At 46.8% G+C, this 20,479-nt stretch carries 21 protein-coding genes and 1 tRNA gene; 15 read left to right on the forward strand and 7 right to left on the reverse strand.

What is annotated here, in order from left to right:
* Nucleotides 1-148: 148 nt before the first annotated feature.
* Nucleotides 149-233 (reverse strand) — tRNA-Ser (locus H6A28_RS03740).
* Between the two features lie 145 nt (nt 234-378).
* On the opposite strand from H6A28_RS03740, the gene H6A28_RS03745 reads away from it, so the two are divergent.
* The 7 genes from H6A28_RS03745 to bla all read left to right on the forward strand — a co-directional run bounded on the left by H6A28_RS03745 (nt 379) and on the right by bla (nt 7,324).
* On the forward strand, nt 379-2,889 hold the full coding sequence (locus H6A28_RS03745; RefSeq protein ID WP_204478895.1) for an endonuclease MutS2: 2,511 nt from the start codon (nt 379-381) through the stop codon (nt 2,887-2,889).
* Nucleotides 2,890-2,970: 81 nt separating this feature from the next.
* Nucleotides 2,971-4,179: an L-serine ammonia-lyase gene (locus H6A28_RS03750; protein WP_022353045.1), complete on the forward strand. Its 1,209-nt coding sequence runs from the start codon at nt 2,971-2,973 to the stop codon at nt 4,177-4,179.
* Between the two features lie 220 nt (nt 4,180-4,399).
* Nucleotides 4,400-4,906 carry a methylated-DNA--[protein]-cysteine S-methyltransferase gene (locus tag H6A28_RS03755; protein ID WP_204478897.1) on the forward strand — a complete coding sequence of 169 codons (507 nt, stop codon included), beginning with the start codon at nt 4,400-4,402 and terminating at the stop codon, nt 4,904-4,906.
* A 4-nt stretch (nt 4,907-4,910) separates the two neighbouring features.
* Nucleotides 4,911-5,549: an HAD family hydrolase gene (locus H6A28_RS03760; protein WP_204477026.1), complete on the forward strand. Its 639-nt coding sequence runs from the start codon at nt 4,911-4,913 to the stop codon at nt 5,547-5,549.
* 155 nt (nt 5,550-5,704) lie between these two features.
* Nucleotides 5,705-6,022, forward strand: coding sequence for a 50S ribosomal protein L21 (rplU, locus tag H6A28_RS03765; RefSeq protein ID WP_072541873.1), 318 nt, complete (start codon nt 5,705-5,707; stop codon nt 6,020-6,022).
* 21 nt (nt 6,023-6,043) lie between these two features.
* Complete coding sequence (gene rpmA, locus H6A28_RS03770) at nt 6,044-6,307, forward strand: 50S ribosomal protein L27 (RefSeq protein ID WP_007562978.1); 264 nt, start codon at nt 6,044-6,046, stop codon at nt 6,305-6,307.
* A 126-nt stretch (nt 6,308-6,433) separates the two neighbouring features.
* Nucleotides 6,434-7,324: a class A beta-lactamase, subclass A2 gene (gene bla / locus H6A28_RS03775; RefSeq protein ID WP_204478899.1), complete on the forward strand. Its 891-nt coding sequence runs from the start codon at nt 6,434-6,436 to the stop codon at nt 7,322-7,324.
* Here the strand turns inward: bla and H6A28_RS03780 are convergent.
* On the reverse strand, nt 7,303-8,601 hold the full coding sequence (locus tag H6A28_RS03780) for a cytidylate kinase family protein (RefSeq protein WP_204478901.1): 1,299 nt from the start codon (nt 8,599-8,601) through the stop codon (nt 7,303-7,305). The genes bla and H6A28_RS03780 overlap by 22 nt on opposite strands.
* Before the next feature lie 120 nt (nt 8,602-8,721).
* On the opposite strand from H6A28_RS03780, the gene H6A28_RS03785 reads away from it, so the two are divergent.
* Nucleotides 8,722-9,633: a helix-turn-helix domain-containing protein gene (locus H6A28_RS03785; RefSeq protein ID WP_204477021.1), complete on the forward strand. Its 912-nt coding sequence runs from the start codon at nt 8,722-8,724 to the stop codon at nt 9,631-9,633.
* Here the strand turns inward: H6A28_RS03785 and H6A28_RS03790 are convergent.
* The gene (locus tag H6A28_RS03790; protein WP_204478903.1) at nt 9,621-10,397 is read right to left on the reverse strand and encodes an SDR family oxidoreductase; all 777 of its coding nucleotides are present in this window, start codon (nt 10,395-10,397) and stop codon (nt 9,621-9,623) included. The two genes, H6A28_RS03785 and H6A28_RS03790, sit on opposite strands and share 13 nt — an antisense overlap.
* A 132-nt stretch (nt 10,398-10,529) precedes the next feature.
* On the opposite strand from H6A28_RS03790, the gene H6A28_RS03795 reads away from it, so the two are divergent.
* Complete coding sequence (locus tag H6A28_RS03795; protein WP_204478904.1) at nt 10,530-11,045, forward strand: flavodoxin family protein; 516 nt, start codon at nt 10,530-10,532, stop codon at nt 11,043-11,045.
* Nucleotides 11,030-11,647, forward strand: a complete 618-nt coding sequence (locus tag H6A28_RS03800) for an NAD(P)H-dependent oxidoreductase (protein WP_239465243.1) — start codon at nt 11,030-11,032, stop codon at nt 11,645-11,647. The genes H6A28_RS03795 and H6A28_RS03800 overlap by 16 nt, the downstream gene beginning before the upstream one ends.
* Before the next feature lie 94 nt (nt 11,648-11,741).
* On the opposite strand, the gene H6A28_RS03805 is transcribed toward H6A28_RS03800, so the two are convergent.
* The 4 genes from H6A28_RS03805 to H6A28_RS03820 form a co-directional block, all read right to left on the reverse strand.
* Nucleotides 11,742-12,617, reverse strand: coding sequence for a fimbrillin family protein (locus H6A28_RS03805; protein ID WP_204478906.1), 876 nt, complete (start codon nt 12,615-12,617; stop codon nt 11,742-11,744).
* A 25-nt stretch (nt 12,618-12,642) separates the two neighbouring features.
* Nucleotides 12,643-13,242, reverse strand: a complete 600-nt coding sequence (locus H6A28_RS15290; protein ID WP_204478907.1) for an IdeS/Mac family cysteine endopeptidase — start codon at nt 13,240-13,242, stop codon at nt 12,643-12,645.
* A complete protein-coding gene (locus tag H6A28_RS15295) occupies nt 13,239-14,438 on the reverse strand; it encodes an IdeS/Mac family cysteine endopeptidase (protein ID WP_204478909.1) in 1,200 nt (399 codons plus the stop codon). The genes H6A28_RS15290 and H6A28_RS15295 overlap by 4 nt, the downstream gene beginning before the upstream one ends.
* Nucleotides 14,439-14,573: 135 nt before the next feature.
* Nucleotides 14,574-15,335 carry an SDR family NAD(P)-dependent oxidoreductase gene (locus tag H6A28_RS03820; protein ID WP_204478911.1) on the reverse strand — a complete coding sequence of 254 codons (762 nt, stop codon included), beginning with the start codon at nt 15,333-15,335 and terminating at the stop codon, nt 14,574-14,576.
* A 175-nt stretch (nt 15,336-15,510) separates the two neighbouring features.
* Between H6A28_RS03820 and H6A28_RS03825 the strand changes: the two genes are divergently transcribed.
* The 5 genes from H6A28_RS03825 to H6A28_RS03845 all read left to right on the forward strand — a co-directional run bounded on the left by H6A28_RS03825 (nt 15,511) and on the right by H6A28_RS03845 (nt 20,255).
* Entirely contained in the window at nt 15,511-16,101 is a 591-nt protein-coding gene (locus H6A28_RS03825; RefSeq protein WP_204477009.1) for an FKBP-type peptidyl-prolyl cis-trans isomerase, read from the forward strand.
* An 86-nt stretch (nt 16,102-16,187) separates the two neighbouring features.
* Nucleotides 16,188-17,042 (forward strand): ATPase, encoded by an 855-nt coding sequence (locus H6A28_RS03830; protein ID WP_204478912.1) that lies wholly within the window; start codon nt 16,188-16,190, stop codon nt 17,040-17,042.
* 167 nt (nt 17,043-17,209) lie between these two features.
* On the forward strand, nt 17,210-17,914 hold the full coding sequence (locus H6A28_RS03835) for an SIMPL domain-containing protein (protein WP_204477006.1): 705 nt from the start codon (nt 17,210-17,212) through the stop codon (nt 17,912-17,914).
* 187 nt (nt 17,915-18,101) lie between these two features.
* Complete coding sequence (gene rpsA / locus H6A28_RS03840) at nt 18,102-19,883, forward strand: 30S ribosomal protein S1 (protein ID WP_204478914.1); 1,782 nt, start codon at nt 18,102-18,104, stop codon at nt 19,881-19,883.
* Nucleotides 19,884-19,979: 96 nt separating this feature from the next.
* Nucleotides 19,980-20,255 carry a putative quinol monooxygenase gene (locus tag H6A28_RS03845; RefSeq protein ID WP_204477002.1) on the forward strand — a complete coding sequence of 92 codons (276 nt, stop codon included), beginning with the start codon at nt 19,980-19,982 and terminating at the stop codon, nt 20,253-20,255.
* The last annotated feature ends 224 nt before the right edge of the window (nt 20,256-20,479 follow it).

A 20,479-nucleotide genomic window follows, 5' to 3' on the forward strand; every position in this document is an offset into this window, starting at 1 on the left:
TTCCTGTAACGATTTTGTAACGGAACTTTGTCTGAAGTGGGCATTTAAATGTCTTTCGGTTGTCCACCGGATAAATAGAAAAAGTCCCGTAAAACGTTGATTTTACGGGACTTGTCTTAATTTGACTACCTAATGTCTTAGGTTTCAGCGGAGAGACAGGGATTCGAACCCCGGGTACCTCGCAGTACAACGGTTTTCAAGACCGCCGCAATCGACCACTCTGCCACCTCTCCAAAACTCCGATTGAGAGTTGCTTTGTTTTTCAAAAGCGATGCAAAGGTAGGGATTATTTTGGAATCCACAAATATTTGCCGCCTTTTTTGATTATTTTTTTTCATTGTCGTACCTTTGCACCCCAGTAAAATGAACCTACAACCCATGATATATCCGCATAATTTCGAACAAAAGATTGGATTCGACCAAATCCGACAATTGCTGAAAGCACGCTGTTTAAGTACCTTAGGAGAAGAACGCGTAGACGAAATGGCCTTCTCGGACGACTATCAGGAAATCAACCGCCGACTGGAACAGGTGGTGGAGTTTGTACGAATCACCCAGGAAGAGGAGGATTTCCCTGCACAATATTTCTTCGACGTACGCCCTTCGCTGAAACGTATCCGTGTGGAAGGCATGTACTTGGACGAACAGGAACTCTTCGACCTGCGCCGATCGTTAGAAACCATCCGCGACATCGTGCGCTTTCTCCAGCAGACCGATGAAGACGAAGCAGATGATATGGCCACTTCCCCCTACCCGGCTCTGCATGAACTGGCAGGGGATATCCTGACCTTTCCGCAACTGATTGCGCGCATTGACAGCATTCTCGACAAGTTCGGAAAAATAAAGGACAATGCCTCCACGGAACTGTTGCGCATCCGACGGGAACTTGCATCTACCACCGGAAGCATCTCACGCAGTCTGAACAGTATCCTCCGGGCAGCCCAGTCGGAAGGATATGTCGACAAAGACGTCACCCCCACCATGCGCGACGGCCGTCTAGTTATTCCGGTCGCTCCGGGTATGAAACGAAAAATCAAAGGTATCGTGCATGACGAGTCGGCCACCGGAAAAACGGTGTTCATCGAACCGGCAGAAGTGGTGGAAGCCAACAACCGCATCCGGGAACTGGAAGGAGAAGAACGACGGGAGATTATCCGTATCCTAACTGATTTCTCGGCGACGGTCCGTCCGCAGATACCCGCCATCCTGCAATCTTACGAGTTTCTGGCTAAAATTGACTTTATCCGTGCCAAAGCGCTGTTCGGCATTGAGATAAAAGGCCTGAAACCCTCGTTTGAAAACCAGCAGATTGTCGACTGGTTCCAGGCAGTACATCCCCTGTTGCAAATGTCGCTGGCCAAACACGGTAAGAAAGTGGTTCCCTTGGACATCACCCTTACCCGCGAAAAACGCATCCTGCTGATTTCCGGTCCGAACGCCGGAGGCAAGTCCGTCTGCCTGAAAACCGTCGGACTGTTGCAATACATGCTCCAATGCGGCATGCTGGTGTCCATGCACGAGCGAAGCCATGCCGGCATCTTCAGCCACATCTTCATTGACATCGGCGACGAGCAGAGCATCGAGGACGACCTGAGTACCTACTCTTCCCACCTGACCAACATGAAGGTGATGCTGAAATCGTGCAACGGCCAGAGCCTCATCCTGATTGATGAGTTCGGAGGAGGCACGGAGCCACAGATTGGCGGAGCCATTGCCGAAGCCGTCTTGAAGCGTTTCAACCTGAAAGGCACCTTTGGGGTCATCACCACCCACTACCAGAACCTGAAGCATTTTGCCGAAGACCATGAAGGCGTAGTGAACGGTGCCATGCTCTACGATCGTCACGAAATGCGTGCCCTCTTCCAGTTGCAGATTGGCAATCCGGGAAGCTCGTTCGCTGTGGAAATTGCCCGGAAAATCGGACTTCCGGAAGAAGTGATTGCCGATGCTTCGGAAATTGTGGGAAGCGAATACATTCAGAGCGACAAGTATCTGCAAGATATCGTACGTGACAAACGTTACTGGGAAACCAAACGTCAGAACATCCGCAAGCGGGAAAAACAGATGGAAGACACCATTGCCCGCTACGAGAAAGAAATAGAAGAATTGGAGCGCAGCCGAAAAGAAATCCTGAAAAAAGCCAAGGAAGAAGCCGAACACCTGCTCCAGGAATCGAACGCCAAGATTGAAAATACCATCCGCACCATCAAAGAGGCACAGGCTGAGAAAGAGCGCACCCGCACTGCCCGCCAAGAGCTGACAGACTTCAAGGAGCAGGTGGAAAAACTCGACAAGGCGGCATTGGAAGAAAAAATTGCCCGCAAGATGGAGCAGCTCCGTGAAAAGCAGGAACGGAAAAAAGACAAGAAGGCCAAACAGCAGCAGAAGGCCTCCGAGCCTCAGCCCGTACCTAAAGTCCGTCCGATAGAAGCCGGCGACTATGTCCGCATCAAAGGACAAACCAGCGTGGGACAGGTGATGGACATCAACGGAAAGAATGCCGTAGTCATGTTCGGCCTGATGAAAACCAACGTGAAAACCGAACGGCTGGAACGGACCGATGCTCCGAAAGCCGCTCCCCTTTCCAGCAAAACAACTTTCGTGAGCAGCGAGACGCAAGACCGGATGTACGAAAAGAAACTGAACTTCAAGCAGGATTTGGATGTCAGAGGAATGAGAGGCGATGAAGCCATCCAGGCCGTCACTTATTTCATTGACGATGCCATCTTAGTGGGAGTCAGCCGCGTACGCATCCTGCACGGTACCGGAAGCGGTATTCTGCGTACCCTCATCCGACAGTATCTGGCCACCGTCCCGGGAGTCGCTCATTTCCAGGACGAGCACGTACAATTCGGAGGGGCCGGCATCACCGTGGTCGATTTAAAATAACCCGAAGGGATTTTACAAACAGATACGACAAGCATATACGATTATTGCGTATCTTTGCAGAAAACTCACACCTATTTTGAAATGAAATCAATCAGAGAACTATATCGCATCGGAACGGGCCCGTCCAGCAGTCACACCATGGGCCCCCGCAAGGCAGCTGAACAGTTCCTTGCACGCAATCCACAGGCTGCTTCTTTTGAAGTCACGCTGTACGGAAGTCTGGCAGCCACCGGACGCGGTCACATGACCGACGTGGCCATTCTGGACACCCTGCAACCTCACGCTCCCGTGGAAATCATCTGGAAGCCTCATGTATTCTTCCCTTTCCACCCCAACGGAATGACCTTCAAGGCCTTCGACGCCCAAAAGAAGAAACTGGACGAATGGACGGTGTTCAGCGTAGGAGGAGGCGCACTGGCGGAGGAAGGACACGACCGCACGGCTACCGACGACATCTACAGCATGAACACCATGAGCCAAATACTTTACTGGTGTGAACACACGGGCAGAAGTTACTGGGAATACGTGGAACAGTGCGAAGGAAAGGAAATTTGGGATTTTCTGGCCGAAGTATGGGAAACCATGAAGGCAGCTATCCATCGGGGACTGGATGCCGAAGGGGTATTGCCCGGTCCGCTGAACCTGCGCCGTAAAGCCTCTTCTTATTACATCCGGTCGAAAGGATACAAAGATTCTCTCCGTTCCCGGGGCCTGGTCTTTGCCTACGCCCTGGCGGTCAGCGAAGAGAATGCTTCGGGAGGAAAAATCGTGACGGCACCCACCTGCGGTGCCTGCGGAGTGGTTCCGGCGGTTCTGTATCACCTGCAAAAAAGCCGCGAATTCAGTGACGCACGTATCCTCCGGGCACTGGCCACTGCCGGCCTAGTAGGTAACATCGTGAAACACAACGCTTCTATTTCCGGTGCCGAAGCCGGATGTCAGGCCGAAGTGGGAGTAGCTTGTTCCATGGCTTCCGCCGCAGCCAGTCAGTTGTTTGGCGGCAGTCCGGCACAGATTGAATATGCGGCAGAAATGGGACTGGAACATCACCTGGGCATGACCTGCGACCCTGTGTGCGGACTGGTACAGATTCCTTGCATCGAACGCAACGCGTATGCAGCCGCCCGCGCCCTTGATGCCAACATCTATTCCGCCTTTACCGACGGACACCATCGGGTATCGTTCGACAAGGTGGTCGAGGTCATGAAACAGACGGGACACGACCTTCCGTCTTTGTATAAAGAGACCAGCGAAGGAGGCCTTGCCAAAAACTATCAACCTATGGATTAAGGACTTAAGAAATCGCAAGGACGTTTCCCGAAAAACGCCTTTGCGTTTCATTTAAAACGCCTAAGCGTTTGGAGCAAAACGCACTTGCGTTTACGATAAAACGTCCTTGCGTTTTGAACAAAACGTACTTACGTTTTAGACAAAACGCAAAGGCGTTTTCTGCAAGTCCTCCAAACCTACCTTTTACCCGTTATTTATCCCCCTAAAAAGCCGTTTTTACATGACTTTCATCAGCCACTACGATTCTCCTCTCGGAGGCATCACCCTTGCTGCCACAAACGACAGACTCTGCGGACTTTGGTTTGACGGACAGAAATATTTCGGCAGCACCCTTCAGGGAGAAACTGAAGAAGCGGAAACTCCTGTCCTCTGTCAGACCCGACAGTGGCTCGACATTTATTTTGCGGAAGGACAACCATACTTTTTCCCTTCCATGCAACTCGTAGGTACCCCTTTCCAGCAAACCGTCTGGAACATCTTGCGTAGCATCCCCTACGGAAAAACCCTGACCTACAAAGAAGTTGCCACTGAAACCGCCCGTCGGCTTGGACGCCCTCACATGGCTGCCCAGGCGGTAGGAAATGCCATCGGACACAACCCCATCAGTATCCTCATCCCCTGCCATCGGGTGGTAGGAACCAACGGCAGCCTGACCGGATATGCTGGAGGAACAGAACGCAAACTTGCCTTGCTGCAGATTGAACATATACCTTATTATATAAAGTGATTACATGAAACCCTATTCAGTTTATTTATTCGATTTTGACTATACCCTGGCCGACTCTTCCCGCGGCATCGTGATGTGTTACCGTAACGTGCTCGAACGTCATGGATTTCACCAGGTGGACGACCACGCCATCAAACGCACCATCGGAAAAACGCTGGTCGACTCCTTTTCCATCCTGAGCAGAGTGACAGATGCCAATACCCTCGAGACCTATCGGAAAGAATACGTGAAAGAAGCCGACCAGCACATGACGGCCAACACCCGGCTTTTCCCCGAGACGGAAGAGGTGCTACACGCACTGAAAGCCCGCGGTGCCCGCATCGGTATCATCTCTACCAAATACCGCTACCGCATCCTGGAACTGCTGGGGAAAAAATTTCCGGAAGGATTCATTGACATCATCATAGGAGGTGAAGACGTGAAAGAAGCCAAGCCCTCTCCCGAAGGACTGCTGCTGGCCATTTCTCGCTTGGGATGCCCCAAAGAGCAAGTACTCTATCTGGGCGACAGCACGGTGGATGCGGAAACAGCCCAAAATGCCGGAGTCGATTTTGCCGGCGTCCTGCACGGCATGACCACCCGCGAGGAACTGGCTGTCTATCCACATGTAGACATTCTGCCCGATCTGACTCCCCTCAAATAAAAAAAACAGACTTATCAGTCTTTTTTTCAGACAAATAGTTGGTTATGTAAATTTAAAACCGTAAATTTGCAGCCGATTTTAGTCCGTGGAGGTAAAAAAGTAGCCGGAGAGAACGGTTCACCTTGCGGAGGAAACCCGTTTAATAATTATTTAAAATGTACGTAATCGTAGAAATTAACGGTCAGCAGTTCAAAGCAGAAGAAGGCAAGAAACTGTTTGTTCAGCACATCCAGAACGCTGAAAACGGTGCAACTGTTGAATTTGACAAAGTCTTGTTGGTTGACAACAACGGTACTGTAACTGTAGGTGCTCCTACTGTAGACGGTGCAAAAGTGGTTTGCGAAGTAGCTTCTCACTTGGTAAAAGGTGACAAAGTATTGGTATTCCACAAAAAGAGAAGAAAAGGTTACAGAAAACTGAACGGTCATCGCCAGCAGTTTACTGAATTGACAATCAAACAAGTTATTGCTTAATCATTTAAAACGTAGAAGAAAATGGCACATAAAAAAGGTGTAGGTAGTTCTAAGAACGGCCGTGAGTCAGCTAGTAAGAGATTAGGCGTAAAGATATTCGGTGGTTCAGCTTGCAAAGCTGGTAACATCATTGTTCGTCAAAGAGGAACAGTTCACAACCCGGGTGAAAACGTAGGTATGGGTAGTGACCACACTCTTTACGCATTGGTAGACGGTACTGTATGTTTCAAGAAAGGTCGCGAAGACAGAAGCTATGTTTCTGTAATTCCTTGCGCTGAAGCATAATCTACTGAAAAGGAAATTTTAAAAGAGACTTTTCCGCATTGCGGAAGAGTCTCTTTTTTTTGTATCTTCTTGCTTCCATCAAAGAACAAAACTAACTTTGTGCAAACCAATCTTAACTATACAAATATGAAGACAAGCTACCTGATTCTTTTATTGCTCCTACTCCCAATCTATTCACTGGCCGGCAATCGTCTCCAAGAACTACATTCAAATATTAATCATTTTATCGCACAGCAAAAGGCAAAAATAGGAGTGGCAATTATCGCAGACGGAAAAGACACCCTCACCATAGAAAACACTCACCACTATCCCCTGATGAGTGTGTTCAAATTACATCAGGCATTAGCCGTGGGAAATTATTGTGAGAAACATCGAATATCCTTTGACACCCTGCTCACTGTAAGCAAAACAGACCTCAAACGTGATACATATAGCCCGCTAAGAGACCAATACCCAAACGGAGGGAAATTCTCACTCAAACAATTGATGCAATATACCCTTCATCTGAGTGACAACAATGCATGCGACATTTTATTCAAATTTATGGGAGGTCCAGATGTGACCGACCGTTACATACGAAGTTTAGGTATCAAAGATTTCTCCATCCATCATACGGAAGAGGATATGCATCGCGACCTGAATCTTTGCTACCAGAACTGGAGTACGCCTCTCGCCACCGCAGAAGTTATTGAAACCTTACTCACCCGCTCCCTCTTCGACAAGGAACATCAGGAATTCATAAAAAAATCCCTTATCACCTGTCAGACCGGAAAAAGTAGAATAGTCCGACCCTTACAAGATAAAAATGTGACCGTAGGACACAAAACCGGTACCGGTGACTATAACAAATCGGGTCAACTCATTGCAATCAATGATGCCGGATTTGTACTGTTTCCAGACGGACGTCGTTATACGTTGGTAGTATTCATCAAAAATTCCCAGGAAAATCCTGAGCATACCGAAGCAATCATCTCACACATTTCTGAAATGGTTTATCAAACCTTCTCCAAACCCTGATAAACTCCTTTCACCAACTGACAGGCCGTTTTCAAATCAATCGTTCCGGTATTCAGCATCAGGTTGTAATGATGCGGTTCACCCCATTTCATGCCCGTATAATACTCATAGTGATGAACCCGGTTACGGTTCACCCGCTTGATTTCCGCTTCTGCATTTTCCCGTGCAATACCGTATTCTTCCACACAACGGTTCACCGCGCTGGCTACATCTGAGTAACAGAACACCTTCAGTACCTTCGGATAATCCTTCAACACGAAGTCTGCACAACGGCCCACAATGATACAGGATTCTTTGGCGGCCAGCTCCTGGATAATCTTACTCTCGGATACAAACAACACATCATCCGAAGAAAGACTGGACTCCAGCGGCCGTTCGCTGTTCTTCGACAGAATGCATTTCAACCAAAAAGAAGGGATAGACTGTTCATTCTTCACAATGTACTGCTCATCCATTCCACTACGCTGGGCTGCCAGCTGGATAAACTCCTTATCATACAGCTTGAGGCCAAGTTCCTTCGACAGCATCTCACCCAACAGATGTCCTCCACTTCCATACTCACGCGCAATCGTAATAACGATGTGTTTTCCCTGCGCCATAGCGGCTTCTTTCTGTACGGCAGGGTCTGTAATCCATTTGTCCAGACAACGGTAATACGGACTTACGAAATGCACAATCGGGCCGACAATCAAGGCAGATACCACAGTTCCTTCGCGCACGCCATAGATACCCGACATAAAGATAAATGACAATAAGCAAGCCAGAATGACCAGTGTCACATCAAATCCCAGTTTCACGTAGCCGAACTCTCCATGAAACCTTTTCGTAATGACGTTCACAAAATATTCCCCGGCCATCATGGCTGCATTCGTCTTTACTTCCAATGCGATACCAACAGCCAAAATCACACAACCTATCAGCAAGGCGATAATCATATATACATAAGACTCCGGATGCAACCAGAACAGTACATAGTGCATACAAATATCGATAAATGTACCAAAACAGAACGAAATGGGAATCTGCAAAAGATACATCCGCAAATCAGATTTCAATTCCTGGCGTGACATCAGAAACGGCTCCAGCACCACAAACAAAAGATTCAACAGGATAGTCCATTGCCCAATAGTCAAAGGCGTAAACATACTCAACACATACGTCACACTCGTAATCGGAGACGTACCCAGCAAAGCCTTGGTAATAAAAGCGATTCCAAGCGCATTCACAAACAAGGAAACACAAAACAACAGGTAACGTCTAAAAAGAAATACATTCATATCATCTGCTTTTATAAACGCCGCAAATTTCTGTCTATTTTTCCGCTTCTCCATCATAAAAGAGCAACCAATTTTGGTTGAAAACGAAACAAAACTTACTTTTGTAAAAAAATAGACACAATGAACAGACTATTGACAGAAATTATGGAAGAATCGGGACAAAAGGTCGGAAATACCTTATCTTCCCGAATCGGACATACACATCTTCAAGAAACTCCCGTGGTAATCAAACAAGGTTTCTTCTTTCTGCTCGTCACAAACGGAACAATTGCCATCACCGATGCCTTTCATCGTTATACGCTTTCTTCCAACCAACTTCTGGTACTTACTCCCAGCACTGAAAGTGTGCTTTCCGATGCCAGCACTGATTTCTCCATGGCAACTTTATACATCGCTCCCGATTATTTTGACAGCCTGCCCGACGGACAGCCTGTATACAACCAAGTGGCCCGCCATCTTGGCAATTACCTGCTACCCATCTTCCAACTATCAGACTCTCAAGCTGCCTACCTGGAAAAAACCATGTCTCTCTTTTCCGAACAACTGGCCTCCATGCAATTGTATCGTGAGGGAGTCATCCGTCACCTGTGCAGTTTTCTCCTCCTGCAAATCACGGAAGCCCTCTGTCAGGAAAACCGGAATACCCCCGTCTGCGTCAAACGTTCCAATGAGATATTCCGTAACTTCAAGAAACTGCTGGTCTACCACTACCGAGAAAACCACAGCATCCAGTTCTATGCCGACCAGCTCCATATCTCAACCACTTATCTTTCACGCATTGTCAAAGGCCTGACAGGACATACCGTCTGTTTCCATGTGTCGGAACTCTTGTGTGCAGATGCCCGGAAACTACTGGAATGTACCGATATGGACATCAAGGAAATTGCCGATTACCTGGGATTTTCAGACCAGTCGGTATTTGGCAAATTCTTCATGCGAAAAACCGGACTTTCTCCCCTCAAATTCCGGATGCGGAAAGAAAGAAGACTAAAAGAATCCCCCAATGACACGCAGATTTCTCAGGGATTGTAAGTCCAGCCGCAATCGTTGTGATATACCATCAACCGGCTCATTCCTCCATCGACCGTGATATTCTCGCCATTGATGAAAGAATTTCGCTCGTCGCAAAGGAAATCCACTACCCGCACAATGTCCATAGGCTCTCCCACTCTACCCGAAGGATGCTGTTTCAAATCCCCTTGACTATATACCGACTGATACGCCTCCTCTTTATGGTAAGCCCCCGTATCAATCCATCCGGGAGCAATTGAATTGACGCGTGCCACTCCCGCCAGACTTACCGCCAAAGCATGTGTCAATGCCGTAATGCCTCCTTTGGCTGCCGTATAACTCTCGGTGTTCGGCTGCGACTGAAATGCACGGGTAGATGAAAGGTTCACGATGGAACCTAATCCTTGAAAATGCTCCTTAAACAATTTGGACAGCATATAAGGAGCCGCTACCCCCACACGCTGTACATACAGAAAATCTTCATACTCACACCCTTCCAAAATCCCTCCGCGCATCAGACACGCATTGTTAATCAAGCAATGGATACCTTCCGGATGCTCCCGGAGCACCAAAGCCGCAAATTCTTCCAGCACTTTCTTCTCGGCGATGTCACCGACAAAGCCTGTGACTTTTCTTCCTTGGTTTCGCAATTTTGCCTCTTCCGCCACAGTGGATGCACTGTCACAATCTACGAAATAGACATCATCTCCCTGAGCCGCAAAATATTCCACCATACAACGGCCGATGCCACCGGCACCACCTGTCACTACTATGACTCGATTCATAAAACGTATAATCTTTTGATTTTGATAAACTTCGTATAATCCCCAAATTTTGTTACACTCTGCAAAAGTAAAAAATTTCATTAAACATTTCCAGTACAGAAAATGTTCTTTTCTTAAAATTGGAATGATTACATGAAACTGATTATGAGCGACAGACCGCTGGACATCCACGTCCAGCCCATGGAAGACATCCGCTATTTCGACTTGTCTTCCCTGAAAATTGCGAATTGCATGGGATGTTTCGGATGTTGGACAAAAACTCCGGGACGATGTGTCATCCGCGACGATGCCACTCAAATTTATCCCTGTATCGCCCAAAGTGAAACCGTACTGTATGTAAGCCGTCTGGCCTATGGAGGTTACGATACTCCTATGAAAACAATGCTCGAGCGAGCCATCCCCGTACAGCAGGCTTTCATCCGCATCCATCAAGGTGAAACACACCATGTGCAACGCGACGTGAAACTCAAACGGGCCACCATTATTGCCTACGGCGATACAGATGAAGAAGAACGGGACATCTTCCGTCAATTAGTGGCCCGCAATGCCTGCAACATGAGTTTTGCACAACATGAGATTATATTCACCACCGAAGACATGGTAAACGACACGGTAAAAAAGACACTGGAAAAATGGAAAAAATACTGATACTGAACGGCAGCCCACGAGCGCCTAAATCAAACTCCAAACGGTATGCGGAAATTTTCATGAAGCATTATCCGCACGAAGCGGTTTACCGCTCTGTTACTCCCAAGAATCACCTCAGCCTTTGTAAGGAGATAAACGACTATACACAGGTGTTGTTCGTCTTCCCGCTGTATGCCGATGCCCTTCCAAGCGGTTTTCTTCAATTCTTAAAAACCTTGGAAGCTCATCCGCCAGCCCGGAAACCTCGTATCTCCATTCTGATAAACTGCGGTTTCCTGGAATACGAACAGAATGAAGTGGCCATCCGCATGATGCAGCTGTTCTGCCGACAAAACGGATATCCTATAGGCTCTATTCTCATGTTAGGAAGTGGAGAAGCCATTCTGGGCACGCCTTTCAAGTACATTGCTACCCGCAAAATCCGCCAACTGGCCCAGTCCATCGCTTCAGGGCGTTACCGCACCCTGACCAGTACGATGCCTCTGACAAAGACTTTATTCCGTATGGCAGCCGAAATTTACTGGACCCGCTACGGGAAGCGCTTCGGCACCTCCAAGCGTCAGATGCAGATCCTTGAAATAGAAAAACATATCTTCCAATAGTTCTTAGTTCTATAAGGCCACAAAATATCCCCTTATTCAGCTTACAAAAAACAAGCTAAATAAGGGGATTTATCTTAACGGTTCAAAAAACGGATTAACCGATTGTCAGGTCACCTTCCACTGTTACTTGGTCTTCCCACGCACCGATGGAGCCGCCTTCTACCACAATACCATCACGATTTACCTTCAGTGTGATTTCACATTTGGCTCCACCTTTCAGTTCCTCCTGAGGCTTGCTCAACTGTTGCAACAAATCGCTCAGAACCAATGTTCTGTTCTGTCCACCTACCGCAATATCCAAGGTTATCCCAGAGGTAGCTTGCGGAATCATATAGAATGAAGCAGTGTTGCCCGTTACAGTATTCTTTCCAGTTTCTGCCTTTACTTCTTTAATTTCTCCTTTGAAAGCATCCACTACACACTGGTTCTTTGCGGTCAATGCACACGAAAGATTCTGCAAGTCCTCAGCCGAATAACCATTTCCTGGAGTAAAAGTCAAATCCAAACGATGCAATGCATGGGCAAAGTTCAAATTGACAGTATTGGCAGTCCCTACTTGTACGGTTTGAACTGGAGCAAGCAGAAGATCTTTCTCCGATGCGGTCAATACATCAAAAGTAAAAGTACCATCCTGCGCTACTGTCTGCTTGGGGTAGCAAGCTGCGAGGTTCACCCGACTTATATTTTCTGACAAATTCAATCCTCCCCATGTAACAACATCTTTCTGATACGCATAATCCATGGAAACTTTATCCGACTCAGTTTCTGCAATGCACAAAGTCATCACATCGCCTTTTTCAAAACTACCGCTACCATCCGGATTCAACTGTGGTGTACGCGATTGAGAGGAAACACTGGCCACAATCGTAATAGCCTGATCGGAAGATGACTGGGTTGGAATCTCATTGCTGGTACAAGATACTGCCATCCATGCAGCAGCCATCAGCACATAAAAACAATTCTTTTTCATTTTATTGTTCTGTTTCAATTATTTATCATTCTATGCCAGGAAAAGCTTTCTGCCATATATCCTGACGCAAGTCTACTAAAGTCAACGAACATATCATTGAGGTTAGCTTGGAAGGTGTTCCTTCTATATTATCCAATGGAGCCAAGAAGGTTTCACGTGTCTTATCATAAGATGTTTTTCCTAATTCGTATACCATCTTATACCGTTTGATAGCCCCATAGTTAGGATCCAGCTCAGACTGATTATTATCACAAAAATATAAATACGCCACATTCCCATTCGCATCAAATTCTGCTCCCCAGATGGTCATGGCATGCATGCCGCTACCTGCATTGGCAAAGCCGAACACAGAGAATCCGATAGCTTTATTCATGCGAAAAGCCTCTTTCATCCAACGGTTAAAGTTCTCTTTCGACATATTGTAGGTGTCCGTAGCCACGGCATTGTCTTTCGAAAACACCTCACTGAAAAAGCCTTTAAAATCCTTGTTATAATTCGCATTCAATTTCTGGCCGTCACCATTAATGAACCAATTGACTCCTCCTGTTTCCCAACTTCCTAAATTGAGGAAATTTTTTTTGAAGAAGTTAAATATATCACTATGGTTCTGGTCTGCTTCCGTCATCTGACGATATTCCTTGGGACAAGGGTTTCCCGGATGTGCTTTCTCGTATCCTGTACATACTTACTATTATGATTCAGCCACCAATGAAGCAGATTGGAAGCCGTGGCAGCCCAACACATGTTGCCGTCATTCCCTTTATATTCGAAAGTCTTGTTGCAGTCATACCATCCGCATCCTTCTTTCCAAGTAAGATACTCCACTTCGTCCAATACACCCGACGCATACCCCTTACGAAACCATTCTCCTTTAGGATAGCCAGTTTCCCAAGCATTCGATATCGTCTGTAGCTTATCTCTCTCCGGACAGGCCGGCGAAGTGATACCGCATACCCAGCGAGTCTGATTGGCAAATTCCGCATCTACCACTTCATCATCTACATCTTCATCGGCAGACTTCAGGATCAGATTCAATGTAGTCTGCATTCCCGGTTGGAACGACAGCACCTCGGAAGTAAGCAAATAAGGAATCTCTTTCCCGCCAAAAGTCAGTCGAAGCAATCCGTCTCCTCTCTGGTAATCAGAAGCTTCTTGCGGAAGGATGATGGCTGAGTATGTATGCTCCGCCGTTTGCCGTGGCGTAATCCAGTAATAACTTTTATTGGGCAAATATACACGTCCATCCACCAAAGAAATCTCACCGTTCGTACAGCTTCGTATCTTCAGTTCCAAATCCTCCGGAACAGTCCCTTTCAGATGAATATTAATCCGATGCAAAGCATGCTTGAACAACAATTTGGCAGAAGCATCTCCTGCCCCTACAGTGGTTTGGGCAAAAAGTATATCTGCTTCCTGCTGATTGGCTGCAGTACTCTGATTCAGTGGTAAATTAAGAATCCGACGGGTTGCATCCCCCACAGGCCGTGACAACACAGGATACAAGGCTGACAAAGTCCACGCTCCCTGTCCGTTATTCACCCACTTCAAGGAAGGTGTCCATTTTCCGCTTTCATACTGCAACCCAACGTTGGAGGTCTCTTCTCCTACTTGCGTCCACACATCAATCCGATCGCCGGCCTCAAAATGGCCGCTACCTTCGTCATCAATTACCGTACGACTTTCTTGTGCCCAAGCAGACTTGGCACACTCCAAGGTAAAACCCTCATTATCCGAAAAAGAAATATCCTCCGTACGGTCACATGAAATCAGGAACCACATACTTCCTAAAAGTACAGTCCACAGTTTATTCAGTTGCCTCATCAGTTCAAGTTCGTTTCTATGTTCTTAAAATTTACACATAAACAAGTGCTATTGTTCAACATATTAGATCAATATTTATTCGTTTTCTATTTTTTCACAAAAATAACAGGAAACTAACATTTTTGAACGAACGAATTATTTTTTCCGATAACAGATTGTTCCTGTAGCCTGATTTGTCGGCATCACCAGCACTTCGGCAATCTGAATGTGTGCCGGAGCAGAAGCGGCATAATAAACCACCTCGGCAATGTCATCGCCCGTGAGCGGACGAATGCCTTCGTATACCGCATCGGCTTTTCCCTTGTCACCCCGGAAACGGACAACGGAGAAATTTGTCTCTACCAGTCCTGGCTTCACATTGGTCACCCGCAACGGGGTATCCACCAAGTCAATACGCAATCCGTCGGACAAAGCTTTCACTGCCGCTTTCGTGGCGCAATACACACTGCCGCCTGCATAAGCTGCGTCTCCGGCCACGGAACCGATGTTAATAATGTGTCCGCATCCGCGTTCCACCATGCCCGGCACAATCATCCGTGTCATGGCCAGCAAGGCCTTGATATTCGTATCAATCACTACGTCCCATTCTTCCAGCGAACCTTCATATTCTTTATCCAGCCCGATGACCAGTCCGGCATTGTTGACCAATACATCCACATTTTTCCATTTTCCCTGCAAGGAATCCACTGCCTGACGCATCGCCTGACGGTCACGCACATCGAACGGAAGTGTCAGTACATCAACGCCCTGGGCAGTTAGTTCCTGTTTCAGGCTTTCCAACTTCTCCACATTTCTTCCATTCAAAATCAGATTACTTCCCATGGCTGCGAATTTCCGTGCGCAGCCTTCACCGATACCACTTGTGGCACCTGTAATAAAAATCACTTTTCCTTTCATAACTTCACATCTTAGCAACAGGCTTTTTGCCCGTCCTTCGGTTATCTGGCTGCAAAGATAAGACGCATTCCGACAAAAAATTGCAACGAGATTCATTCTTTTGTTTTTATTCGCTTATTACCGCGAGATTTCCTATCTTTGCGACCGATTATTAATGCACATTTAATTTTTTAACATGGAAAATAAATACATCACAGTAGCATATAAACTGTATGCAGTGGAAGACGGGAAAAAAGAATTGCGTGAAGAAGCTCCGGCAGCCCATCCGTTTCAGTTCATTTCTGGAATAGGCTATACGCTGGACCGCTTTGAAAAAGAAATTCTGGCCCTGCAGAAAGGCGACAATTTCAGCTTCACCATCCCTTGTGCGGAAGCATACGGCGAAAGAGACGAAGACAACGTACGTCAGGTGCCTAAGTCTATGTTCTGCGGACCGGATGGAAAATTTGACAGCGACAATATCTTCGAAGGAAACATCATCATGCTGAACGATTCTGAAGGTCATCAGTTCTATGCCAACGTGGGTGAAATTACAGACGACAAAGTGGTGCTCGACCTGAACCACCCGCATGCAGGCAAAGACCTGTACTTTGAAGGTACGGTGATGGAAATGCGCGATGCCACCAACAAGGAAATGGAAAGCATCATCAAGCTGATGAGCGGCGAAGGCTGCGGCGGCGGATGTGAAGGTTGCGGCGGCGGATGCGGTGACCACGCACAGGAAGACGAAGGTTGCTGCGGAGGAGGTTGCGGACACTGTCACTAATCCCCAAGAAAACCAATAATACAGAAAAGAAGACGGTGCATTCCGTCTTCTTTTTCTTTTCTACCCGTTTTTAATCTTATATCCCTATGATTCTTATAGCCGACAGTGGAGCGACCAAGACCGACTGGTGCGTCGGTACGACTCTCAGCCATAACCAGATTGTCCAGACAGAAGGCATCAACCCTTTTCATCAGGAAGCCGACAAAATAAACCAGATACTCCGTGACGGATTATTGCCGCAGCTTCCCTGCTCTCCGTCCGACATACAAGCTGTATTCTTCTATGGAGCCGGATGCACGCCCGACAAAATCGAGAAACTATCCTCCCTCCTCATTCAGGCATTTCCACACGCCAAAGTGGAAGTCCACAGTGACCTGACGGGAGCCGCACGGGCTTTATGCCAACACCAGCCGGGCATTGCCTGCATCTTGGGCACTGGGGCCAACTCCTGCCTGTATGACGGAGAGAAAATCACACAAAACATTCCCCCGTTAGGATACATTTTAGGAGATGAAGGAAGCGGGGCCTACCTCGGCAAACGCTTCCTGGGCGACTGCATCAAGCAGCAGCTACCCTCCTCCCTGCTAAAAGGTCTGTTGGAGGAATATCAGTTGACCTTGCCCGCTATTCTGGACAAAGTGTACCGGCAACCCTTGGCCAACCGTTTCCTGGCCAGTCTTACACCTTATATATATAGGTATAAATCACAACCGGAGGTACATCAATTCCTGACCACCTGCTTTACCGACTTCTTCCGGCGCAATGTACTTTCCTATCCCGGCTGCCACCAGCTTCCGGTATCTTTCACCGGTTCCGTAGCGTGGTACTTCCGCCCGGAAATCGAGGAAACGGCCCAGAAACTGAACCTTCATACGGGGATTTTCATCCAGGCTCCCATACAGGAATTGAAGCGTTTTCACCTGCTTGAAAAAACGCTTTGACGTTTCATCTAAAACGCAAGGACGTTTTGATCTAAACGCAAGGACGTTTTGGTTCAAACGCAAGTGCGTTTTATCCCAAACGCAAAGACGTTTTAAAAAGCTTGGAAAATCCATTTATTTTCAATACCTTGCCAGTCCATATTTCACCTTTAATCGTCAGAATCATCATGAAAAATTTCAGAATTGAAGCCATCATCCTGGCTGTCGGACTCCTTCTGCTCGGAGTCTTCATCGAAAAAGGATTCAGCAAGTTTGCAGAGAAAGACCGCAGTGTCACCGTAAAGGGACTGGCAGAAATGGAAGTTCCGGCCAACAAGGTAACCTGGCCTTTGGTGTATAAAAGTCTGGGGAATGATTTGGGCAGACTGTATGACGACATCAAACGTTCCAACCAGACCATCACGGGCTTCCTGAAAGAAAAAGGCTTGACAGAACAGGAAATCAGCATCAACGCGCCGGAAATCATCGACCTGGCAGCCGAACGCTACACCAACAACCCAACCCCCGCCAACCGTTATAATGTGACTACCGTCATCACCGTCACCTCCGACAAGGTAGACCTCATCCGAGGACTCATCAGCGAACAGGGAGAATTGTTGAAACGGGGCATCGCCATCACCTCGGGCGAATACCAGTACCGGGTACAGTATGAATATACCGACCTGAACAAAGTAAAGCCCCAAATGATTGAAGAAGCCACCAAGAACGCCCGGGAAGCCGCCGAGAAGTTTGCCAAAGATTCCGGCAGCCAGCTCGGAAAAATCCGCCAGGCCAATCAGGGACAGTTCAGCATCACCGACCGCGATCCTAACACGCCCTACATCAAGAAAATACGGGTAGTCACTACCATCGACTACTCCCTCGAAAACTAAAAAAATCCAAAATCCGGAAAACGAATCCCGCTGAGAGCCGTTTCCCGGATTTTCTGTTTTTCCTTCTGCCGAAAAAAAACAACGAAGTATTTTAATATTCAGTATTTTATTATACCTTTGCAGCCGATTTATATAAACAATATAAAGTCTAACACAATTAGTTATTTAAACAACAATTTTTTATTTAATGGAAAACTTAAAGAACATTGCTCCTATTGAAGATTTCAACTGGGATGCGTATGAAAACGGTGAAGCAACCAGCAACGTAAGCAAGGAAGAACTGGAAAAAGCTTACGACAGCACTTTGAACAAAGTAAACGACCGTGAGGTTGTAGACGGTACTGTTATCGCAATGAACAAACGCGAAGTGGTTGTAAACATCGGTTACAAATCAGACGGTATTATTCCGTTGAGCGAATTCCGTTACAATCCGGATTTGAAAGTAGGTGATACTGTAGAAGTATACATCGAAAACCAGGAAGACAAAAAAGGTCAGTTGATCTTGTCTCACAAGAAAGCACGCGCTACTCGTTCTTGGGATCGTATTAACGCTGCGCTTGAAAACGAAGAAATTATCAAGGGTTACATCAAGTGCCGCACGAAGGGTGGTATGATTGTAGACGTATTCGGTATTGAAGCATTCTTGCCGGGTTCTCAGATTGATGTGAAACCTATCCGTGACTACGATGTATTCGTAGGCAAGACAATGGAATTCAAGGTTGTGAAGATCAACCAGGAATTCAAGAACGTAGTTGTTTCTCACAAAGCTCTTATCGAAGCTGAACTGGAACAGCAGAAGAAAGAAATCATCAGCAAACTGGAAAAAGGTCAGGTACTGGAAGGTACTGTCAAGAATATCACATCTTACGGTGTATTCATCGACTTGGGTGGCGTAGACGGTTTGATCCACATCACCGACTTGTCTTGGGGCCGCGTAAGCGATCCGCATGAAGTGGTTCAGCTGGATCAGAAACTGAACGTAGTTATCTTGGACTTCGACGACGATAAGAAACGTATCGCTCTTGGTCTGAAGCAGTTGACTCCGCACCCATGGGATGCACTGGATCCTAACTTGAAAGTAGGTGACCACGTGAAAGGTAAAGTAGTCGTTATGGCTGACTACGGTGCATTCATCGAAATCGCTCCGGGCGTTGAAGGTTTGATTCACGTATCAGAAATGTCTTGGTCACAGCACCTGCGTTCTGCTCAGGACTTCATGAAAGTGGGCGACGAAGTAGAAGCTGTCATCCTGACTCTGGACCGCGAAGAACGCAAGATGTCTTTGGGTATCAAACAGCTGAAACCGGATCCATGGGAAACTATCGAAGAAAAATATCCTGTAGGTTCTAAGCACGTAGCTAAGGTTCGTAACTTCACTAACTTCGGTGTATTCGTAGAAATCGAAGAAGGTGTTGACGGATTGATCCACATCTCTGACCTGTCTTGGACGAAGAAAATCAAACATCCTTCTGAATTCACTCAGATTGGTGCTGACATCGACGTAGTTGTATTGGAAATCGACAAGGAAAACCGTCGTCTGAGCTTGGGTCACAAGCAGTTGGAAGACAATCCTTGGGATGTATTCGAAACAGTATTCACAGTAGGTTCTATCCACGAAGGAACTATCGTTGAAATGTTGGACAAGGGTGCTGTCGTAGCATTGCCTTACGGTGTAGAAGGTTTCGCAACTCCGAAACACCTGGTAAAAGAAGACGGTTCTCAGGCTCAGTTGGATGAAAAATTGCCGTTCAAGGTAATCGAATTCAACAAGGATGCTAAACGTATCATCGTTTCTCACAGCCGTATCTTCGAAGATGCTGCAAAAGCTGAAGAAAAGGCAGAAAAGAAAGCAAAGAAAGCTTCTAAGAAAGAAGAAACTCCGATGATTCAGAACCAGGCTGCTTCTACTACCCTGGGTGACATCGATGCACTGGCTGCATTGAAAGAACAGCTGGAAGGTAAGAAATAATCTTTCTGAATAAATATCAAAAAGGGATTGCACATGAGTGTAATCCCTTTTTTTTATCTATCTTTACGACCGTTATAAACTTAAAAACAAGAAACAATGATCAGACTAAACGTATTTATTCAAGTAGAAGACAAGAACTACGACCAAGTAGTCACTGCGGCAAAAGAACTGGTAGCGGCCTCATTGAAAGACAATGGCTGTGTAGCATATGACCTTTTTCAAAGCAGCACCCGCAAGGATGTCCTGATGATCTGTGAAACATGGAAGGATGCAGCCTCACTGACTGCCCACGAACAGAGCGCACACTTCACGACCCTGGTTCCCAAGATTCAGGGACTGGCTGCCATGAAACTGGAAAAATTTGAATTCTAGGCTCTTGGCTTACATAAAAAAATGAGGCCGTCTCAAAATGAATTGAGATGGCCTCTGTCGTTTCATCTCAGATTGAAGTTGTTTGGATTTTCCTCAAAAAAGGAGTATCTAAGTTTCCTCCTGCAAATTTCATCATTTTAAACCGTTTTCCCCCGTCAGAAGCCTCCTAAGAGGCTACTTTTGCAAGATTATGTGCTATGGCCAGCAGGCCAAATTCAATTTCC

It is taken from the genome of Bacteroides mediterraneensis (assembly GCF_016900355.1).
GTDB lineage: Bacteria > Bacteroidota > Bacteroidia > Bacteroidales > Bacteroidaceae > Phocaeicola.